This is a genomic window from Streptomyces sp. 184 (assembly GCF_045781775.1).
Classification (GTDB): Bacteria; Actinomycetota; Actinomycetes; order Streptomycetales; family Streptomycetaceae; genus Streptomyces.
The window spans coordinates 1,736,005-1,753,850 of sequence record NZ_CP123230.1; the positions used below are offsets into that span (position 1 = coordinate 1,736,005).

The following is a 17,846-nucleotide window of genomic DNA, read 5'->3' on the forward strand; positions in this document are numbered from 1 at the left end:
CGGCCGACATAGCCCCTTCGTGTGACGGGCGGCACACGTACCGAGTAAAGCTCGGGTCAAGATGCTTGTGATACCGTTCACGAGAACCCGGTGCAGAGCCGAAGGACCGTAGTGCGACGGTCCTCTGGCGCGATGCCCCTCGACGCGGTGCACTCGCCCCGGGGACATGCTCGTCACCGTCGACCAGTTGCTCCCGACTCCCGCCGGAGACTCCTCATATGCAGGTCAACGACGCCCGGATCCTCCGTGGCGCCGCGATCCCGACCGCCCTCGCCGGCGTCGTCGCAGTGATCATCAGTTCACTCGCGGCCGGTGTGAAGGGCGGTGTGGGAGCCGCCGCAGCCACCGTGGTGGTCCTTGCCTTCTTCGGTCTCGGCCTCTTCGCACTCCAGCACTTCTCGCGCAAGCACCCCGAGTTGTTCATGGGGATCGCGCTGCTCACCTACACCACCCAGATCCTGCTGCTGGCAGTCGTGATGGGGCTGTTCAAGGACACGACGCTCTTCAACACCAGGGCGTTCGGCTTCACCGTCCTCGCCGCGGCGCTGGTGTTCACCGGCGCCCTGGGCCGTACCCACTTCCGGCTGAAGTTGCCGTACGTGGAACCGGAGCGAGAAACCGGAGCAGGTGAACAGCGCTCCGGCACAACCACCGAGGCCGGGCGATGAGGGGCGCTGCCCGAGCAGTGATCCGCTACTGCTATCGTCCCCCTGCCGCGCCGGTGCGCGCGTGCGCCGTGGGCCGCAGGGCCGCACCGCACCCCGCCGGCCGTATCCCGTCCTGTCACGTACCGCTCTCCAGCGGTGCACAACGCCGACACATTGAGGTTGCCGTAGCCATGCGTCACACCGAAGGAGCTCGCCGGTGAGTGCTGCTGATACGACGCTCGCTTTCGACGCGAGTTGCAAGATCTTCGTTGATGGTGGTTGCGGCTTCCAGTCTCCCGGCCTGCACTCGTTCATCTTCAAGCCGATGTTCGAGATCGGCGGCTTCGAGTTCAACAAGCCGATCCTGCTGGCGCTCATCACGACCGGGCTGCTCTGCCTCTTCTTCTGGAAGGCGTTCGCCAACCCCAAGGTCGTACCGGGCAAGCTCCAGATGGTCGCCGAGTCCGGCTACGACTTCGTACGCCGCGGCATCGTCTACGAGACCATCGGCAAGAAGGAAGGCGAGAAGTGGGTGCCGCTGCTGGTCTCCCTCTTCTTCTTCATCTGGCTGATGAACCTCTGGTCGATCATCCCCCTCGCGCAGTTCCCGGTGACCTCGATCATCGCCTTCCCGGCGGCCCTTGCGGGTCTTGTCTGGGTGACCTGGATGACCCTGACCTTCAAGCGGCACGGTTTCGTCGGCGGACTGAAGAACCTCACCGGCTACGACAAGTCGCTCGGCGCGGTGCTTCCGCTCGTCATGGTCATCGAGTTCTTCTCGAACGTGCTCGTGCGGCCGTTCACCCACGCGGTCCGGCTCTTCGCCAACATGTTCGCCGGCCACCTGCTGCTGGTGATGTTCACCATCGCCACCTGGTTCTTCATGAACAGTTGGGGCTTCGCGTTCGCGCCCGTGGCCTTCGTCCTGGTCATGGTGATGATCGTCTTCGAGCTGTTCATCCAGGCCGTGCAGGCGTACGTGTTCGTCGTACTGTCGGCCAGCTACATCTCCGGTGCCCTCGAAGAGTCGCACTGAGAGCCCGTACCACCCGCACCACCCCCACATTCGTCCGGTGGCCAACCCCCACCGGTTCGGCAGAAGAGAAGGAAGAAAGCACATGGCTGCGATGGAGACCCTGGCCGCACTCGATGGCAACGTCGGCTCGATCGGTTACGGCCTCGCCGCGATCGGCCCCGGTGTCGGTATCGGCTACATCTTCGGTAACGGCGTGCAGGCCATGGCCCGCCAGCCGGAGGCCGTCGGCCTGATCCGGCAGAACATGATTCTGGGCTTCGCCTTCTGTGAGGCGCTCGCCCTTATCGGCATCGTCATGCCGTTCGTGTACTGATCAGCCTCTTCCGACGAAAGGCACCGATGTGAATCTCCTGCAGATCGCGGCGGAGGAGAAGCAGAATCCTCTCGTCCCGCCGATGCCGGAACTCGTCATCGGCCTGATCGCCTTCCTGATCGTCTTCGCGCTGCTGGCCAAGAAGCTCCTGCCGCGCATCAACGAGGTGCTCGAGGAGCGGCGCTCGGCCATCGAGGGCGGCATGGAGAAGGCCGAGGCCGCCCAGATCGAGGCGGAGCAGACGCTGGACCAGTACAAGGCCCAGCTCGCCGAGGCCCGGCACGAGGCCAACCGGCTGCGCGAGGAAGCTCGCGAGCAGGGTGCCGCCCTCATCGCCGAGATGCGGACCGAGGGCCAGCGGCAGCGTGAGGAAATCATCGCCGCCGGTCACGCCCAGGTCGAGGCCGACAAGAAGGCCGCGTCGCTGGCGCTGCGCCAGGACGTCGGCAAGCTCGCGACCGACCTGGCCGGGCGGCTGGTAGGCGAGTCCCTTGAGGACCACGCCCGGCAGAGCCGCGTCGTCGACCGGTTCCTGGACGAGCTGGAGACCAAGGCCGCCGACCAGGCCGGAACGAAGGCCGAGGCCGGGGCATGAACGCCGGAACGGCGACGAGTCGAGCGAGCGCCAGCGAGCGAGACGAGGAGCGTGACCGATGAACGGAGCGAGCCGCGAGGCGCTGGCCGCCGCCCGGGAGCAGCTCGACGCGCTGACCGACAACACCTCGGTCGACGCGGCGAAGCTCGCCGGGGAGCTGGCCGCCGTGACCGCGCTGCTGGACCGCGAGGTGACGCTGCGGCGGGCGCTGACCGACCCGGCTCAGCCCGGCGAGGCCAAGGCCGAGCTGGTCCGCCGGATCCTCGGCGGGCAGCTCGGCGGCGAGGCCGCCGACCTGGTCGCCGGGATGGTACGGGCCCGCTGGTCGCGGGCGCGTGACCTGGTCGACGTGCTCGAAGAGCTGGCCGACACCGCGGACCTCACCGCCGCACAGCGCGCGGGGCAGCTTGACGACGTCGAGGACGAGCTGTTCCGGTTCGGCCGGATCGTCGTCGCCGACAAGGAGCTGCGCGGCGCGCTCACCGACCGGGTGGGTACCCGGACGGCCAAGGGCGAGCTGCTGCACTCGCTGCTGGGGAGCCGGGCGAACCCGGTCACCGAGCGGCTGGTCGTGCGGCTCGTCGAGCGGCCGCGGGGACGTAGCCTGGAAGGGGGCCTGGAGGCCCTGTCCAAGCTGGCCGCGGAGCGCCGGAACCGGATGGTCGCGGTGGTCTCCACCGCCGTGCCGCTCAGCGACGGGCAGAAGGAGCGCCTGGGCGCCGCCCTGTCCCGGCTGTACGGCCGGGACATGCACCTGAACCTGGACGTGGACCCCGCGGTCCTCGGCGGGATCTCGGTACGGGTGGGCGACGAGGTCATCAACGGCTCCGTCGCCGACCGCCTCGACGAGGTGAAGCGCGGTATGGCGGGCTGACGGCCACCGGCCGTCACCGACCAATTCCAGAGCATCACCAGCGGCCCAGGTCGGGCCGTGGACGCAAGAACTTACGGGCCCAATCAAGGAGAGCAGGGAACCCAGATGGCGGAGCTCACGATCCGGCCGGAGGAGATCCGGGACGCGCTGGAGAGCTATGTCCAGTCGTACCAGCCGGACGCGGCCTCGCGCGAAGAGGTCGGCACGGTATCGCAGGCCATGGACGGCATCGCCAAGATCGAGGGGCTGCCCTCGGCGATGGCGAACGAGCTGCTGAAGTTCGAGGACGGCACCCTCGGCCTCGCCCTCAACCTGGAGGAGCGGGAGATCGGTGCGGTCGTCCTCGGCGAGTTCGTCGGCATCGAGGAGGGGCAGTCGGTCACCCGTACCGGCGAGGTCCTGTCCGTGCCGGTCGGCGACGGTTACCTGGGCCGGGTCGTCGACCCCCTGGGCAACGCCATGGACGGCCTCGGCGACATCGCGACCGAGGACCGCCGTGCGCTGGAGCTTCAGGCGCCCTCGGTGATGCAGCGCAAGTCGGTGCACGAGCCGATGGAGACCGGCTACAAGGCCGTCGACTCGATGACCCCCATCGGCCGCGGCCAGCGCCAGCTCATCATCGGTGACCGGCAGACGGGCAAGACCGCCCTCGGCATCGACACGATCATCAACCAGCGCGACAACTGGCGCTCCGGTGACCCGAACAAGCAGGTCCGCTGCATCTACGTGGCGATCGGCCAGAAGGGCTCCACCATCGCCGGCGTGCGCGGCGCGCTGGAGGAGGCCGGCGCCCTGGAGTACACCACGATCGTGGCGGCCCCGGCGTCCGACCCGGCGGGCTTCAAGTACCTGGCCCCGTACACCGGCTCGGCCATCGGCCAGCACTGGATGTACCAGGGCAAGCACGTTCTGATCATCTTCGACGACCTGTCCAAGCAGGCCGAGGCGTACCGCTCCGTGTCGCTGCTGCTGCGCCGCCCGCCGGGCCGCGAGGCGTACCCGGGCGACGTGTTCTACCTGCACTCCCGGCTGCTGGAGCGCTGCGCCAAGCTCTCGGACGACCTGGGCGCCGGCTCGATGACGGGCCTGCCGGTCATCGAGACCAAGGCGAACGACGTCTCGGCGTACATCCCGACCAACGTGATCTCCATCACCGACGGTCAGTGCTTCCTGGAGTCCGACCTGTTCAACTCGGGCCAGCGCCCGGCGCTGAACGTCGGTATCTCCGTCTCCCGCGTCGGCGGTGCCGCACAGCACCGGGCGATCCGGCAGGTCTCCGGCCGGCTGAAGCTGGACCTGGCGCAGTTCCGCGAGCTGGAGGCGTTCGCCGCCTTCGGCTCCGACCTGGACGCCGCCTCCAAGGCGGCCCTGGAGCGGGGCCAGCGGATGATGGAGCTGATGAAGCAGCCGCAGTACGCGCCCTTCCCCACCGAGGACCAGGTCGTCTCCGTGTGGTCCGGCACCAACGGCATCCTGGACGACGTACCGGTCGGGGACGTCAAGCGGTTCGAGCGCGAGCTGCTCGACCACCTGCACCGGGAGAACAAGGACCTGCTCACGGGCATCCGCGAGGGCGGCAAGATGGCCGACGAGACCATCCAGGCGCTGCGCGACGCGGTCGAGGGCTTCAAGCGGCAGTTCGAGACCTCGGACGGCAAGCTGCTGGGCGAGGGCTGAGCATGGGCGCCCAGATGCGGGTCTACAAGAGGCGGATCCGTAGCGTCTCTGCGACCAAGAAGATCACCAGGGCGATGGAGATGATCGCCGCCTCGCGCGTCGTCAAGGCGCAGCGCCAGGTGGCGGCCTCCGCGCCGTACGCGACCGAGCTGACCAGTGCCGTCACGGCGGTGGCCACGGGCTCCGAGACCAAGCACCCGCTGACCACCGAGGTGGAGCGGCCGGTGCGGGCCGCGGTGCTGCTGATCACCAGCGACCGCGGTCTGGCCGGCGGCTACAACTCCAACGCCATCAAGCAGGCCGAGGCGCTGACCAACCGGCTGACCGGCGAAGGCAGGCAGGTCGACCACTTCATCGTGGGCCGCAAGGGCGTGTCGTACTTCGGCTTCCGCGAGCGGCCGGTGGCCGAGTCGTGGACCGGCTTCACCGACAACCCGACGTACGCGGACGCGAAGAAGGTGGCGGCGCCGCTCATCGAGTCGCTGAGCAAGCAGACCTCGGAGGGCGGCGTGGACGAGATCCACATCGTCTACACCGAGTTCCACTCGATGATGACGCAGACCGCGGTGGACAAGCGGCTGCTTCCGATCGTCTTCGACAAGACCGCCGAGGAGTCGGCGGAGGTCTTCGAGGAGGCGCGGAAGAAGGAGCAGGACTACCACGCGCTGTACGACTTCGAGCCGTCCGCGGACGGCGTGCTCGACGCGCTGCTCCCGCGGTACGTCGAGAGCCGGATCTACAACGCGCTGCTCCAGTCGGCCGCTTCGAAGCACGCCGCCACCCGTCGTGCGATGAAGTCGGCGACGGACAACGCCGAGGATCTCATCAAGTCGCTCACGCGGCTTGCCAACCAGGCCCGCCAGGCCGAAATCACCCAGGAAATCAGCGAGATCGTCGGTGGTGCGAACGCCCTGGCCGACGCCTCTGCGGGGAGTGACCGATAACATGACCACTGCTACGACCACCACCGCGACCGGCCGCGTCGCGCGTGTCATCGGCCCGGTCGTCGACGTGGAGTTCCCCGTCGACGCGATGCCCGACATCTACAACGCGCTGACCGTCGAGGTCGCCGACCCCGCCAACGCGGGCGAGATCAAGGTGCTGACCCTGGAGGTCGCCCAGCACCTCGGCGAGGGCGTCGTGCGCGCCATCTCGATGCAGCCCACCGACGGCCTGGTCCGCCAGGCTCCGGTGACCGACACCGGCGAGGGCCTGACCGTCCCCGTCGGCGACGTCACCAAGGGCCGGGTGTTCAACACCCTGGGCGAGATCCTCAACGACGAGGTCGACGAGTCGGAGATCACCGAGCGCTGGCCGATCCACCGCACGGCTCCGCCCTTCGACCAGCTCGAAGCCAAGACCGAGATGTTCGAGACCGGTCTGAAGGTCGTCGACCTGCTCACCCCGTACGTCAAGGGCGGCAAGATCGGCCTGTTCGGCGGCGCGGGCGTCGGCAAGACCGTGCTCATCCAAGAGATGATCATGCGTGTGGCCAAGCTGCACGAGGGCGTCTCGGTGTTCGCCGGCGTCGGCGAGCGCACCCGTGAGGGCAACGACCTCATCGAGGAGATGGCCGAGTCCGGTGTGCTGCCGCAGACCGCGCTGGTCTTCGGTCAGATGGACGAGCCGCCGGGCACCCGGCTGCGCGTCGCCCTGGCCGGTCTCACGATGGCGGAGTACTTCCGCGACGTGCAGAAGCAGGACGTGCTGTTCTTCATCGACAACATCTTCCGCTTCACCCAGGCCGGCTCCGAGGTCTCCACGCTGCTGGGCCGCATGCCCTCCGCGGTGGGCTACCAGCCGAACCTCGCGGACGAGATGGGTCTGCTCCAGGAGCGCATCACCTCGACCCGCGGCCACTCGATCACCTCGATGCAGGCGATCTACGTGCCCGCGGACGACTACACGGACCCGGCCCCGGCGACCACCTTCGCCCACCTGGACGCGACGACGGAGCTTTCCCGTCCGATCTCCGAGAAGGGCATCTACCCCGCGGTGGACCCGCTGGCCTCCACCTCCCGGGTGCTCGACCCGCGCTACATCGCGCAGGAGCACTACGAGTGCGCCACGCGCGTGAAGGCGATCCTCCAGAAGTACAAGGACCTTCAGGACATCATCGCCATTCTGGGTATGGACGAGCTGTCCGAGGAGGACAAGCTCACCGTCTCCCGGGCCCGCCGGATCGAGCGCTTCCTGTCGCAGAACACCCACGCGGCGAAGCAGTTCACCGGTCTCGACGGATCGGACGTGCCGCTGGACGAGTCGATCGCCGCGTTCAACGCGATCGCCGACGGTGAGTACGACCACTTCCCCGAGCAGGCGTTCTTCATGTGCGGTGGCCTGGAGGACCTCAAGGCCAAGGCGAAGGAGCTGGGCGTCTCCTGACGGACCGCCCGCGGTTTTCATTGGCTCCGAGCCAATCGGGGGCGGGGTTCGCCCCGCCCCCGGCCCGCAAACCAGTTATTCTCTGCTAAACCCCAGTTGAGGAGCCATCGTGGCCGAGCTGCACGTCGAGTTGGTCGCCGCGGACCGTAGCGTCTGGTCCGGCGAGGCCACCCGGGTCATCGCGCGCACCCCGTCCGGTGACATCGGCATCATGCCCGGACACCAGCCGCTGCTGACCGTGCTGGAGTCCGGCCCGGTGACGATCCGGACGGCGGACGGCAGCGGCGACGGTACGGTCGTGGCGGCCGTGCACGGCGGCTTCATCTCCTTCGCGGACAACAAGCTCTCCCTGCTCGCCGAGATCGCCGAGCTTTCCGACGAGATCGACGTGGAGCGCGCGGAGCGGGCCCTGGAGCGGGCCAAATCGGATGCGGACGCGGGGGCGGAGCGGCGCGCGGAAGTGCGGCTGCTGGCCGTAGCGGGCCGCTGAGGCCACGCGAGAGGAGCGGCGAGGAGGTCTGTGGAGATGATCCTCGCTTTGCTGCTGGCCGGGGGCGTGGTCGCCCTGCTGCTGCTCGGCCTCTTTCTCTTCGGACTGCGCCGCCGGCTGATCCAGCGCGCCGGCGGCACCTTCGATTGCAGCCTGCGCTGGTCCGCCCGCGCCGACCGGCCCGGGAAGGGCTGGGCGTACGGCGTCGCCCGCTACAGCGGTGACGTCATCGAGTGGTTCCGCGTCTTCTCGTACGCACCGAGGCCGCGCCGCGTGCTGCGGCGGGACGGCATCGAGGTGCTGGAGCGCCGGGCCCCCGCGGGCGAGGAGGAGCTGGCGCTGCTCTCCGACGCCGTCGTGCTGGCCTGCCGGCACGACGACGACCGGATCGAGCTGGCGATGAGCGAGGACGCGCTCACCGGCTTCCTCGCCTGGCTGGAGGCGGCGCCTCCCGGCCAGCGCGTCAACGTGGCGTAGCGCGCACGGTCACTCGCTCGTGGGACGGGAAAGGGCCTGAACCCGGGGCGGGGAGGCGAGCGCACGCCGGATACCCCGGGCTCAGGCCCGTCTGAGGGTCAGCCGAGACCGTTGTGGACCGCGGTCATCAGCTCGCCGTTGGCGGTGTCACCACTGAGTTCCCAGATGAACGCGCCGCCGAGGTTCTGGTTCTTGGCGTAGGTCATCTTCGCGGTGAGTGTCGCCGGGGTGTCGTAGCTCCACCACTGGTTGCCGCAGTGGGCGTACGCGGTGCCGGCGACCGTTCCGGTGGCGGGGCACCTGCTCTTCAGCTCCTTGTAGTCGTCGATGCCCTGCTCGTACTTGCCGGGTGCCGGCCCGGTGGCGGTGCCGCCGGGTGCGCTCTGGGTGACGCCGGTCCAGCCCCGTCCGTAGAAGCCGACGCCGAGCAGCAGCTTGCTCGACGGGATGCCCATGCCCTTCAGCTTCTGGATCGCGGAGTCGGAGTTGAACGCGGCGATCGGGATGCCGTCGTACGACGTGAGGGGCGAGTGCGGGGCGGTGGGGCCCTGCGCGTCCCAGGCGCCGAAGAAGTCGTACGTCATGACGTTGTACCAGTCGACGTACTGCGCCGCGCCGGCGTAGTCGGCCTTGTCGATCTTCCCGCCGCTGGACGGGTCCGCCGTGATGGCGGCGGTGAGGAGCTTGTTGCCGAACTTCGCGCGGAACGCCTGCATCATGTTCTTCATCACGGCCGGGCCGCTGCTGTCACAGGTCAGACCGCAGGCGTTGGGGTACTCCCAGTCGAGGTCGATGCCGTCGAACAGGCCCTGCCAGCGGGGGTCGTACACGAGGTCGTAGCAGGACTGGGCGAAGGCCGCCGGGTTCTGCATGGCCTGGGTGAAGCCGCCGGACCAGGTCCAGCCGCCGAAGGACCACAGGATCTTGATGTGCGGGTGCTTCTTCTTCAGCTTGAGCAGTTGGTTGAAGTTGCCGCGCAGCGGCTGGTCCCAGGTGTCGCCGACGCCGTCGACGCTCTCGCCGGCGCCGTACGCCTTCTCGATGGCGGCGTAGGAGTCACCCATGGTGCAGCGGCCGTTCTGGACGTTGCCGAAGGCGTAGTTGATCGTGTTGATCTTCTGCGCCGTGCCGGAGGTGTCGAGGTTCTTCGCGTGGTAGTTGCGCTGGTAGACGCCCCACTCGGTGAAGTACCCCATCTTGATCTTGTCACCGCCGGGGCCGCCGCCGCCCGTGGTGGTGACGGTCCGCGAGGCGCTGGCCGGGCCGACCTGGTCCGCGGTGTCGCGGGCGCGGACGCTGTAGGTGTACGTGCTGCCGGCGGTCAGGCCGGTGTCCGTGTACTTGGTGTCGGTGACCGTGGCGACCTTGGTGCTGCCGCGGTAGACGTCGTAGTTCTTGATCCCCTTGTCGTCGGTGGCGGCCGTCCAGGTCAGTGCGACGGAGGTGTCGGTGATGTTCCCGGCGCTGGGCGTGCCGGGAGCGGAAGGTGCGTTGTCGCCGGGGATGCCCCCGCCGTCGCAGGAATCGCCGTTCAGGGTGCAGTTGGTGGCGTTGCCGCCGCCGCTGCCGGAGCCGTTGAAGCCGAAGGTGAGGCTGGCGCCGGGGGCCAGGCTGCCGTTGTACGACTTGTTCTTGGCCGTCCAGCGGGTGCCGGTGTTGGAGACGTCCGCGTCCCAGGAGGAGGTGACGCTGGTGCCTGCGGGGAAGTCCCAGGATATGGACCAGGAGGAGAGGGGGGTGGTGCCGGTGTTCTTCACCGTCCACCTGCCCTCGAAGCCGGTGCCCCAGTCCGAGGCTTTCTGGTAGGTCGCGGTCGCCCCTGCCGCCTGGGCGGGGCTGGCGAGTCCGACCATCGCGGCGAGCGGGATGGCCACGGCGGCCACGATGGCCGTGGCGCGTCTCAGCAGGCGACTGCCGGTGGGGGATCTCAAGGTTGTGTCTCCCTCGTCGAGTGCCGTTCCGTCAGGTGCGGGCAGCGCGTTCGCGCGTACGGCCGCCCGTCGTACACGAGCCAGATTGTTTGTTCATGCCATGACACTCACACGCCAGGGAGGCTATTGGTATGTACCAATGCGGTCAATAGGTCTGGACCAAATGACAGAAGCCCGGGTCGGTGGGGGCGACTCCACCTTCCCGGGCTCCTGCCGTCCGGCCTCCCGGCCGGATCGGGTGACCTCAGCCGAGGCCGCTGTTCACGGCGGACATCAGCTCGCCGTTCGCGGTGTCACCGCTCATCTCCCAGATGAACGCGCCGCCGAGGCCCTGCTGCTTGGCGTAGTCCATCTTCCCGCCGATGGTCTGCGGGGTGTCGTAGCTCCACCACTGGTTGCCGCAGTGCGCGTACGCGGTGCCGGCGACCGTTCCGGTGGCGGGGCACCTGCTCTTCAGCTCCTTGTAGTCGTCGATGCCCTGCTCGTACTTGCCGGGTGCCGGTCCGGTGGCGGTGCCGCCGGGTGCGCTCTGGGTGACGCCGGTCCAGCCCCGTCCGTAGAAGCCGACGCCGAGCAGGAGCTTGTTGGCCGGGATGCCCATGCCCTTCAGCTTCTGGATCGCGGAGTCGGAGTTGAACGCGGCGATCGGGATGCCGTCGTACGAGGTCAGGGGCGAGTGCGGGGCGGTGGGGCCCTGCGCGTCCCAGGCGCCGAAGAAGTCGTACGTCATGACGTTGTACCAGTCGGTGTACTGGGCGGCGCCGGCGTAGTCGGCCTTGTCGATCTTCCCGCCGCTGGACGGGTCCGCCGTGATGGCGGCGGTGACGAGCTGGTTGCCGAACTTGTTGCGGAACGCCTGCATCATGTTCTTCATGACGGCCGGGCCGCTGGTGTCGCAGGACAGGCCGCAGGCGTTGGGGTACTCCCAGTCGAGGTCGATGCCGTCGAACAGGCCCTGCCACCGCGGGTCGTTGACCAGGTCGTAACACGACTGCGCGAAGGCTTCGGGGTTCTGCATGGCCTGGCCGAAGCCGCCGGACCAGGTCCAGCCGCCGAAGGACCACAGGATCTTGAGGTTCGGGTGCTTCTTCTTCAGCTTGAGCAGTTGGTTGAAGTTGCCGCGCAGCGGCTGGTCCCAGGTGTCGGCGACCCCGTCGACGCTCTGGTCCGCGGTGTAGCTCTTCTCGATGGCCGCGAAGGAGTCGCCGATGGTGCACCTGCCGCCCGTGACGTTGCCGAAGGCGTAGTTGATGTGGGTGAGCTTCTGGGCCGAGCCGGAGGTGTCGAGGTTCTTGGCGTGGTAGTTGCGGTCGTAGACGCCCCATTCGGTGAAGTAGCCGAGCTTCACCCCGGCGGCCTTGGGCCCGGCGGGGGTCGTCGCGGCGCCCGCTTTGCTCGACGGCGCGAGCGTGGCCAGCACCGTGAGCGGGATCGCGAGCGCCAGGGTCAGCAGGACGCCGATGACGCGGGTGCGTGTACGTGTGACGCGTGGGGATCTCAAGGGTGTGCTCCTCGAGCTAGGTCCGGATACATGGGGGGTGGGACCTGCGTCGCCCGGTGAGCGTCGGTCAGGGTGTCATGCTCACCGCAGTAATGCGGGAGCGTAGATAAGGTCTGTACCAATCGTCAATAGGTCTGGACCACAGGGGGATTGCGTGGCCGGCCACGAGCGGTGCCGGCCGGGCCGAGCGGGTACCCGTGTCAGTGGCGCGGGGCGTTCCGTGAGCGCTGCGGCCGCGTGCCGCGGCGGTTGCGGGCGTTCCAGCAGGCCGTGTGCCAGTGCCGGCGCAGGTCCGCTCCGTCGTGCGCCGGCCACGCCACCACGTGCGGCGTACCGGGGCGGATCTCCTGGTCGCAACCCGGGCAGCGGTAGCTCTTGTCGGCCGCGGCGCCGGAGACGCGGCGGACGAGGAACTCCTCGCCCCCGTACTCCGCCGCGTCGGGCATGCCGAGGCGGCCGGCGAGGTCGTCGTCCGCGGACGGGCGGGCGGCACCGCGGGAGCGCGGCTTGTGGCGGCGGGGGGACACGGCGGCACCTCGGGAAGATCGTCGTGACGATTCCCTACCAGGGTACGGGGCTCGAAGTCCAGCCCCGGGCACAAAGAATGACGATTCACCCGCCCATCGCCAACAATGAAGACAACTTCGGGGCTGCGCCCCGTCGCCGCAGGTGACGGGCCGTTCGTACCCCTCGACCAGCAGCACCGTCGGTACACAGGGGGCAGGATGCACATCGGCTCGTTCGTGCTGGCCGCCCAGTTCCCCGGCCAGGGGCAGGGCGAGGCCCTGCACCGGGCCGTGCGGACGGGCGTCGCGGCGGAGGAAGCGGGGCTCGACTCCGTCTGGCTCGCCGAGCACCACTTCATCCCGTACGGCACCTGCCCCTCGGCGGTCACCCTCGCCGCGCTGCTCCTCGGCCGCACCAGCCGCATCCGCGTCGGCACCGCCGTCAGCGTGCTGCCCACCCAGCACCCCGTCGCCCTCGGCGAGCAGGCCGCGCTGCTCCACCACGCCGCCCAGGGCCGCTTCGTCCTCGGCGTCGGGCGCGGCGGGCCGTGGGTCGACCTGGAGGTCTTCGGCACCGGCCTCGCGGCGTACGAGACGGACTTCCCCGAATCGCTGGACCTGCTGCTGCGCTGGCTGCGCGAACCGCGGGTCGGCGCCGCGGGCGGGCGCTACGCCTTCCGCGAGGTCGCCGTCGTGCCCCGGCCGGCCGAGGCGCTGCACGGCGGCGCCGACGTGCCCGTACTGGTCGCCTGCACCTCCCCGGCGACCGTACGGCTCGCCGCCGCGCGCGGGCTGCCGATGCTGCTCGGAATGCACTGCGGCGACGACGAGAAGGCGGAGATGGTGCGGCTGTGGCGGCGTACCGCGCGGGAGGCCGGGATGAGCCCGGAGGCGATCGACGCGGCGGAACACGTCTCGGCCGGAGTGGCCCAGGTCGACGACACCCCCAAGAGCGCGGCGGAGTCGCTGCGCAAGGCCCTGCCCGGGGCGTTCCGCAGCGGCGTGGGGGCGATGGAGACGGTGGACGGCAGACGGCGCCCGATGCGCGATCCGGAGGCGTACACGGAACTGCTGTGCGCGCTGCACCCGGTGGGCCCCCCGCGGCTGTGCGCCGACCGGCTGGCGGCTACCGCGGAACGTACCGGCATCACGCGCTTCGCGCTGCTCGTCGAGGGCTCGGGGGAGCTGTGCGCCACCGAGCGGAACGTACGGCGTATCGGTTCGGAGGTGCTGCCGCTCCTCGCTCGCTGACCGGATGGGACGGGGCGAGCGGACGGCGTGCGGAGCGGCAGCGCGGGGGACCTGGGGCCCGTTCAGCAGTCACGCAGCTCCGGTGACTGGTTGAGCAACTGCGCCCTCACCGAGGTGAAGCGGGACAGCGGCTCCTCTGCCGAGGCTTCCAGGGGGAAGACCGCCACGCGATGACAGTTCTGGAACGCGAGCCGGACGCCGAAGTGGCGTTCCAGCGCCCCCCGTATCGCATTGCTGGCCAGCGCGCGAAGGAGCTGGCCGCGGGCGTGCTCATCCGGGGGCGGGACCTGGTTGTCGGCGAAGTTGCCGCCGTCGACCTTCAGTTGTGCCACCAGGGAGCTGATCATGTCCCAGGCATAGGGAAGTGAGGTCCGGACGCAGTCGACAAACTCCCTTTCGTCGACCTCGCCCCGCTCGGCTTGATCGAGCAGAGCAGGTGGGACGTCCAGCGACATGGATTCTCCTCTCGCAGCCCCGCGGGGATCGGGCGGGGCCTGACCGGACAGGTACGGCGATCACCACTCTCGGTGCCCATGTGACAACCGCCTGCGTCCACCGTAGGGCGGAGGATGCGGCTCCACCACAAGAACGCGTACACAACTGGCCATTGCGGAAAGGTGCATCAGGGGTCAGATCGCAGGGTGCGCCGGGAGTCGAGTAGCGTGGTGCGCCATGCGCCTCGTCATCGCCCGCTGCTCTGTCGACTACGCCGGGCGGCTCACCGCCCACCTCGCCTCCGCGCCCCGGCTGATCCTGGTCAAAGCCGACGGCAGCGTCTCCGTCCATGCCGACGACCGTGCGTACAAACCCCTCAACTGGATGTCACCGCCGTGCACTCTGAAAGAGGGTGAACAGGACGGTGTCGCCGTGTGGACGGTCGAGAACAAGGCAGGCGAAAAACTGATCATCACGATCGAGGAGTTGCTGCACGACTCGTCGCACGAACTGGGCGTCGACCCCGGCCTGGTCAAGGACGGGGTGGAGGCGCACCTCCAGGAACTGCTCGCCGACCGCATGGAGGCGCTGGGCGAGGGCTGGACCCTCATCAGGCGCGAATACCCCACGGCGATCGGGCCGGTGGACATCCTGGGCCGGGACGAGAAGGGCACGACGGTCGCCGTGGAGATCAAGCGGCGCGGCGAGATCGACGGGGTGGAGCAACTGACCCGCTACCTGGAGCTGCTGAACCGCGACCCGCTGCTGGCGCCGGTGCGGGGGGTGTTCGCGGCGCAGGAGATCAAGCCGCAGGCGCGGGTGCTGGCGGCGGACCGGGGGATCGAGTGCGCGGTGCTGGACTACGACGCGCTGCGGGGGACGGACGACGGCAAGCTGAAGCTGTTCTGAGACGGGGGGCGGTGCGGCGGCTTCTATCGCGCCGCCTTCCGCTGTGCCAGCACCGGAATCGCCGCGATCTTGGCGTCGTCCAGGTCGTTCCACACCACGCCGCGCGGCCGTCGCCGGTGAGAACAGCGGATCACCTCGTCCGGCGTCACGATGTAGTCCACGGAGAAGTCGTGCCCGGTCTCCGGGATGGCCTCCTCGATCACCTGGAGCGGGTGGACCGGCGCGACGATCACCGTTGCCTCCGTGACGAGACCGGCTTCGATGAGTAGCGCCACCTCAAGGTCGGAATACCCGGCGCCCTTCCCGATACGAGCCCCCGAGCGGTTGACGGCCACCGAGCCGCACACCACCAGGTCGATCGGCCGCATCTCCTCGACGCCGACCCGCCGTGCCACCTGAGCGGCGCCCTTCTTCTCCGCGGCCCGGCCGGCGGGGATCGCCAGGGTCGCGGGGTCGAGGAGATAGAACGGCCGCAGGCCCGCCATCCTCGGCACCGCCATGTACAGGAGCTTGCCGTCTTCCAGCGCCCGCGTGCGTACCGGACGCTGTGCCCAGTCGGGATTGGCCTTGACGGTCGTCGCCTGCTGCCACTCGTCCAGTTCGGCCAACCGCTCGGACGTGGTCTCCGCGCCGTAGAAACCGGGAATCTTGCCGAAGGAGTCGGCAGGTGCTCCGCCTCCGTCGATGAGGCGATGCCACACCTGTTCCCGTACCGACTGCTTGGCTTCGTCGATCGTCGTCACGCGCCACCTGCTCTAGATCGCAGCCATCAGGGCAAGGAGCCGGTCGTTGAGCTCCTGCGCCCATGATTCATGTCGCCACGGCCGCAGCTCGCGCCCGGCAGAAAATGCCACGTTGAGACCACCGCCGCCGCGCGTCAGCTCAACGGCGTCGATGGTGCGGTGCATGGTGACCACCGCTTCATCGAGCTTCCCCTGGCGGATGAGCGCGAGCGTCAGGTTGCCGAGCGTGATGGCCTGGCTCTTCTTCTTGGCCCCCAACGCCGTCGCAGTGGTGCGCAGGATCGGCTCAGCCCGCGCCGGCAGCCCGAGGAACAGGTAACACGAGCCTGCCAGGCGGTTGTACTCGTTGACCGTGTAGTACGGAGCCGCCACATCGTCTTCGCCCACCTTGTGGAACTGGGCGTCCGCCGTCTTCAAGGCGGCCTCGCACGCCGTGAGCCGACCGGCCATGGCGTGCGCCTCGGCGACGTGGAGCAGTGCCAAGCCCGTCAGGGACGGGCTGGTGAACTGCGCGATGGTCGCCGCCTGGTCGGCCAACTGCCCGCCTCGCAGCGGGTCCTTCTCGCCGTACAGGGCCAGGAAGCTCTTCCGGAGGACGGCGTACGCCTCCGTCGTCGTGTCCCGGCCGTGCCGGGCCGCGGCCACTGCTTCATCGAGGTAGCGCAGCGGCGCCTGGTGGTCACGACGCTGACTGACGTCCCAGACCAGTTGACTCATGAGGATGGCTGCGTCGGCCTCCACCTCGTAGAGCGCGCGTCGAACCCGGGCGTTGGCGGCGTGCTGGCGCAACACCTTCACCTGCCCGTGCACTTGGCCAGCAGCTCCCATGAGACTGGTGGATGACGCGGTGTCGTAGGACTCATCGAGCTGTCGCACCTGCTCGTGGAGGGAGGCGACTGCCACCAGGTCGGCCGAGGTCGGGTTTTGCAGCACGAAGGCCATCCGCTCACTGGGCTGCCGCGGGACAACCGTCACGTCATCGAGCATTGCCTGAAGGTCTTGGTCCGCAAGATTGAGCGCCCGCGCCATCCTGGGGCGGAGCCACGGTTGAGGTTCGGTGTCGGTGCTCTCCCAGCGGCCGACCGTGGAGCGTTCGACGCCCAGGTGTTCGGCAAAGCTCTCTTGAGTGAAGCCGCACGCCTTGCGGCGTTGGGCGAGTCGGACGCGCTTGACCGTCATCGCGCTTCCCTCCGGGGTAGGGGGCGAACATCCACCATAGGTAACCGGGTCCTGTCAGTGCAGGTCACCGATGGGAATGCGGCAAAGGTGCAGCATTTGTGCCGCGTCCGCGCTGTGGGTCTCTTGCGGGTCACCGGGGTTCTCTGATGGTGCGTCGAATCGGGGTGCCGGGCAGACCAGCCTCCCGCCGCCGGTTCGGCTCCATGCCTTCAGGAGGACGGATGCGACCGGTGATCTACGGCTACATGCGCCTGGTAGCGGGCCGGGCCGACAGCGACGAAGAGGCGCGGGCACGGGCCGAGTTGGCTTCCTACGCCGCGAGTGAAGGTCTCACGCTCGACCAGGTGTTCATAGAGCACGTCCGGTCGTCGGAATCGGCCTTCCACGCGATGCTCGATGCCCTGCGGCGCGGGGGCGTGAAGAACGTCCTCGTGCCGTCGTTGTGGCACTTCGCCCGGTTGCCCGGTCTCCAGGAGACCATGCGCCAGCACATTGAGCAGGAGACGGGCGCGCGCCTGTGGGTGATTCAAAGGGCGAACAGGTGAGCAGCGCGATCTCTGCCCCCATCGCCTACGGGTACTTGCGCGTGGGCACCGACGGCACGGGTGAGCAGGTGCGGAGGCTGGAAGACGGGATCAGGGCATACGCCGAACATCGTGGCCTGGCTCTTCGCGGCATCTACCGCGAGACGGGTTCCGGCCTCCGACTCGACCGGATGGCGAGCACCGTACAGGGGGCCGGCGCGACGCACGTCATCCTTCCGTCCCTTGAGCAGATTACGAACCATCTGGCGATCCAAGCCGCGGTGATCGCACTCCTCCATGTCGTGGGGGCGCGCCTCCATCTCCTCGACCGGGCGCGTGAGGTCGGCCATGGGTGAGTCGACGGCACAAAGCG

At 68.8% G+C, this 17,846-nt stretch carries 20 protein-coding genes; 14 read left to right on the top strand and 6 right to left on the bottom strand.

Features of this window, described 5'->3' with window-relative positions:
- Positions 1 to 218 precede the first annotated feature (218 nt).
- The 10 genes from QBL21_RS07565 (at position 219) to QBL21_RS07610 (ending at position 8,494) form a co-directional block, all read left to right on the top strand.
- Positions 219 to 668: a hypothetical protein gene (locus tag QBL21_RS07565; RefSeq protein ID WP_407561222.1), complete on the top strand. Its 450-nt coding sequence runs from the start codon at positions 219 to 221 to the stop codon at positions 666 to 668.
- Between the two features lie 304 nt (positions 669 to 972).
- Complete coding sequence (gene atpB / locus QBL21_RS07570) at positions 973 to 1,683, top strand: F0F1 ATP synthase subunit A (RefSeq protein WP_407566337.1); 711 nt, start codon at positions 973 to 975, stop codon at positions 1,681 to 1,683.
- 82 nt (positions 1,684 to 1,765) lie between these two features.
- Positions 1,766 to 1,996, top strand: coding sequence for an ATP synthase F0 subunit C (gene atpE, locus QBL21_RS07575; protein ID WP_407561223.1), 231 nt, complete (start codon positions 1,766 to 1,768; stop codon positions 1,994 to 1,996).
- 28 nt (positions 1,997 to 2,024) lie between these two features.
- Complete coding sequence (locus QBL21_RS07580; RefSeq protein WP_407561224.1) at positions 2,025 to 2,591, top strand: F0F1 ATP synthase subunit B; 567 nt, start codon at positions 2,025 to 2,027, stop codon at positions 2,589 to 2,591.
- Between the two features lie 58 nt (positions 2,592 to 2,649).
- A complete protein-coding gene (locus tag QBL21_RS07585; protein WP_407561225.1) occupies positions 2,650 to 3,465 on the top strand; it encodes a F0F1 ATP synthase subunit delta in 816 nt (271 codons plus the stop codon).
- A 105-nt stretch (positions 3,466 to 3,570) separates the two neighbouring features.
- Positions 3,571 to 5,142, top strand: a complete 1,572-nt coding sequence (gene atpA, locus QBL21_RS07590) for a F0F1 ATP synthase subunit alpha (protein WP_407561226.1) — start codon at positions 3,571 to 3,573, stop codon at positions 5,140 to 5,142.
- 2 nt (positions 5,143 to 5,144) lie between these two features.
- A complete protein-coding gene (locus QBL21_RS07595; RefSeq protein ID WP_407561227.1) occupies positions 5,145 to 6,086 on the top strand; it encodes a F0F1 ATP synthase subunit gamma in 942 nt (313 codons plus the stop codon).
- Between the two features lies 1 nt (position 6,087).
- Positions 6,088 to 7,527: a F0F1 ATP synthase subunit beta gene (gene atpD / locus QBL21_RS07600; RefSeq protein WP_407561228.1), complete on the top strand. Its 1,440-nt coding sequence runs from the start codon at positions 6,088 to 6,090 to the stop codon at positions 7,525 to 7,527.
- Positions 7,528 to 7,633: 106 nt separating this feature from the next.
- The gene (locus QBL21_RS07605) at positions 7,634 to 8,017 is read left to right on the top strand and encodes a F0F1 ATP synthase subunit epsilon (protein ID WP_407566338.1); all 384 of its coding nucleotides are present in this window, start codon (positions 7,634 to 7,636) and stop codon (positions 8,015 to 8,017) included.
- A 36-nt stretch (positions 8,018 to 8,053) separates the two neighbouring features.
- Positions 8,054 to 8,494, top strand: coding sequence for a DUF2550 domain-containing protein (locus QBL21_RS07610; protein ID WP_407561229.1), 441 nt, complete (start codon positions 8,054 to 8,056; stop codon positions 8,492 to 8,494).
- 98 nt (positions 8,495 to 8,592) lie between these two features.
- On the opposite strand, the gene QBL21_RS07615 is transcribed toward QBL21_RS07610, so the two are convergent.
- The 3 genes from QBL21_RS07615 to QBL21_RS07625 all read right to left on the bottom strand — a co-directional run bounded on the left by QBL21_RS07615 (position 8,593) and on the right by QBL21_RS07625 (position 12,453).
- Entirely contained in the window at positions 8,593 to 10,347 is a 1,755-nt protein-coding gene (locus QBL21_RS07615) for a glycosyl hydrolase family 18 protein (protein WP_407566339.1), read from the bottom strand.
- Between the two features lie 322 nt (positions 10,348 to 10,669).
- Positions 10,670 to 11,926, bottom strand: coding sequence for a glycoside hydrolase family 18 protein (locus tag QBL21_RS07620; RefSeq protein WP_407561230.1), 1,257 nt, complete (start codon positions 11,924 to 11,926; stop codon positions 10,670 to 10,672).
- Positions 11,927 to 12,126: 200 nt separating this feature from the next.
- Positions 12,127 to 12,453, bottom strand: a complete 327-nt coding sequence (locus tag QBL21_RS07625; RefSeq protein ID WP_407561231.1) for an ATP/GTP-binding protein — start codon at positions 12,451 to 12,453, stop codon at positions 12,127 to 12,129.
- 198 nt (positions 12,454 to 12,651) lie between these two features.
- On the opposite strand from QBL21_RS07625, the gene QBL21_RS07630 reads away from it, so the two are divergent.
- Positions 12,652 to 13,683, top strand: a complete 1,032-nt coding sequence (locus QBL21_RS07630) for an LLM class flavin-dependent oxidoreductase (RefSeq protein WP_407566340.1) — start codon at positions 12,652 to 12,654, stop codon at positions 13,681 to 13,683.
- A 62-nt stretch (positions 13,684 to 13,745) separates the two neighbouring features.
- On the opposite strand, the gene QBL21_RS07635 is transcribed toward QBL21_RS07630, so the two are convergent.
- Positions 13,746 to 14,138 (bottom strand): SCO5389 family protein, encoded by a 393-nt coding sequence (locus QBL21_RS07635; protein ID WP_407561232.1) that lies wholly within the window; start codon positions 14,136 to 14,138, stop codon positions 13,746 to 13,748.
- A 217-nt stretch (positions 14,139 to 14,355) separates the two neighbouring features.
- Here QBL21_RS07635 and nucS point away from each other — a divergent pair, with 217 nt between their 5' ends.
- On the top strand, positions 14,356 to 15,027 hold the full coding sequence (nucS, locus tag QBL21_RS07640) for an endonuclease NucS (RefSeq protein ID WP_407561233.1): 672 nt from the start codon (positions 14,356 to 14,358) through the stop codon (positions 15,025 to 15,027).
- A 23-nt stretch (positions 15,028 to 15,050) separates the two neighbouring features.
- Here the strand turns inward: nucS and QBL21_RS07645 are convergent, their stop codons facing one another.
- Entirely contained in the window at positions 15,051 to 15,770 is a 720-nt protein-coding gene (locus QBL21_RS07645; RefSeq protein WP_407561234.1) for a 5-formyltetrahydrofolate cyclo-ligase, read from the bottom strand.
- 12 nt (positions 15,771 to 15,782) lie between these two features.
- A complete protein-coding gene (locus QBL21_RS07650) occupies positions 15,783 to 16,949 on the bottom strand; it encodes a helix-turn-helix transcriptional regulator (protein ID WP_407561235.1) in 1,167 nt (388 codons plus the stop codon).
- Between the two features lie 221 nt (positions 16,950 to 17,170).
- Here QBL21_RS07650 and QBL21_RS07655 point away from each other — a divergent pair, with 221 nt between their 5' ends.
- Both QBL21_RS07655 and QBL21_RS07660 read left to right on the top strand, forming a co-directional pair.
- Entirely contained in the window at positions 17,171 to 17,494 is a 324-nt protein-coding gene (locus QBL21_RS07655) for a recombinase family protein (protein WP_407561236.1), read from the top strand.
- Complete coding sequence (locus QBL21_RS07660; protein WP_407561237.1) at positions 17,491 to 17,829, top strand: recombinase family protein; 339 nt, start codon at positions 17,491 to 17,493, stop codon at positions 17,827 to 17,829. Before QBL21_RS07655 ends, QBL21_RS07660 begins: the two co-directional genes overlap by 4 nt.
- The last annotated feature ends 17 nt before the right edge of the window (positions 17,830 to 17,846 follow it).

What these genes read in the sequence shown, in the direction of transcription:
- QBL21_RS07565 (WP_407561222.1), top strand. Translation starts at nt 219, where the DNA reads ATGCAGGTCAACGACGCCCGGATCCTCCGTGGCGCCGCGATCCCGACC.
- atpB (WP_407566337.1), top strand. Translation starts at nt 973, where the DNA reads ATGTTCGAGATCGGCGGCTTCGAGTTCAACAAGCCGATCCTGCTGGCG.
- atpE (WP_407561223.1), top strand. Translation starts at nt 1,766, where the DNA reads ATGGCTGCGATGGAGACCCTGGCCGCACTCGATGGCAACGTCGGCTCG.
- QBL21_RS07585 (WP_407561225.1), top strand. Translation starts at nt 2,650, where the DNA reads ATGAACGGAGCGAGCCGCGAGGCGCTGGCCGCCGCCCGGGAGCAGCTC.
- atpA (WP_407561226.1), top strand. Translation starts at nt 3,571, where the DNA reads ATGGCGGAGCTCACGATCCGGCCGGAGGAGATCCGGGACGCGCTGGAG.
- QBL21_RS07595 (WP_407561227.1), top strand. Translation starts at nt 5,145, where the DNA reads ATGGGCGCCCAGATGCGGGTCTACAAGAGGCGGATCCGTAGCGTCTCT.
- atpD (WP_407561228.1), top strand. Translation starts at nt 6,088, where the DNA reads ATGACCACTGCTACGACCACCACCGCGACCGGCCGCGTCGCGCGTGTC.
- QBL21_RS07610 (WP_407561229.1), top strand. Translation starts at nt 8,054, where the DNA reads ATGATCCTCGCTTTGCTGCTGGCCGGGGGCGTGGTCGCCCTGCTGCTG.
- QBL21_RS07615 (WP_407566339.1), bottom strand. Translation starts at nt 10,347, where the DNA reads ATGGTCGGACTCGCCAGCCCCGCCCAGGCGGCAGGGGCGACCGCGACC.
- QBL21_RS07630 (WP_407566340.1), top strand. Translation starts at nt 12,652, where the DNA reads ATGCACATCGGCTCGTTCGTGCTGGCCGCCCAGTTCCCCGGCCAGGGG.
- QBL21_RS07635 (WP_407561232.1), bottom strand. Translation starts at nt 14,138, where the DNA reads ATGTCGCTGGACGTCCCACCTGCTCTGCTCGATCAAGCCGAGCGGGGC.
- nucS (WP_407561233.1), top strand. Translation starts at nt 14,356, where the DNA reads ATGCGCCTCGTCATCGCCCGCTGCTCTGTCGACTACGCCGGGCGGCTC.
- QBL21_RS07650 (WP_407561235.1), bottom strand. Translation starts at nt 16,949, where the DNA reads ATGACGGTCAAGCGCGTCCGACTCGCCCAACGCCGCAAGGCGTGCGGC.
- QBL21_RS07655 (WP_407561236.1), top strand. Translation starts at nt 17,171, where the DNA reads ATGCGACCGGTGATCTACGGCTACATGCGCCTGGTAGCGGGCCGGGCC.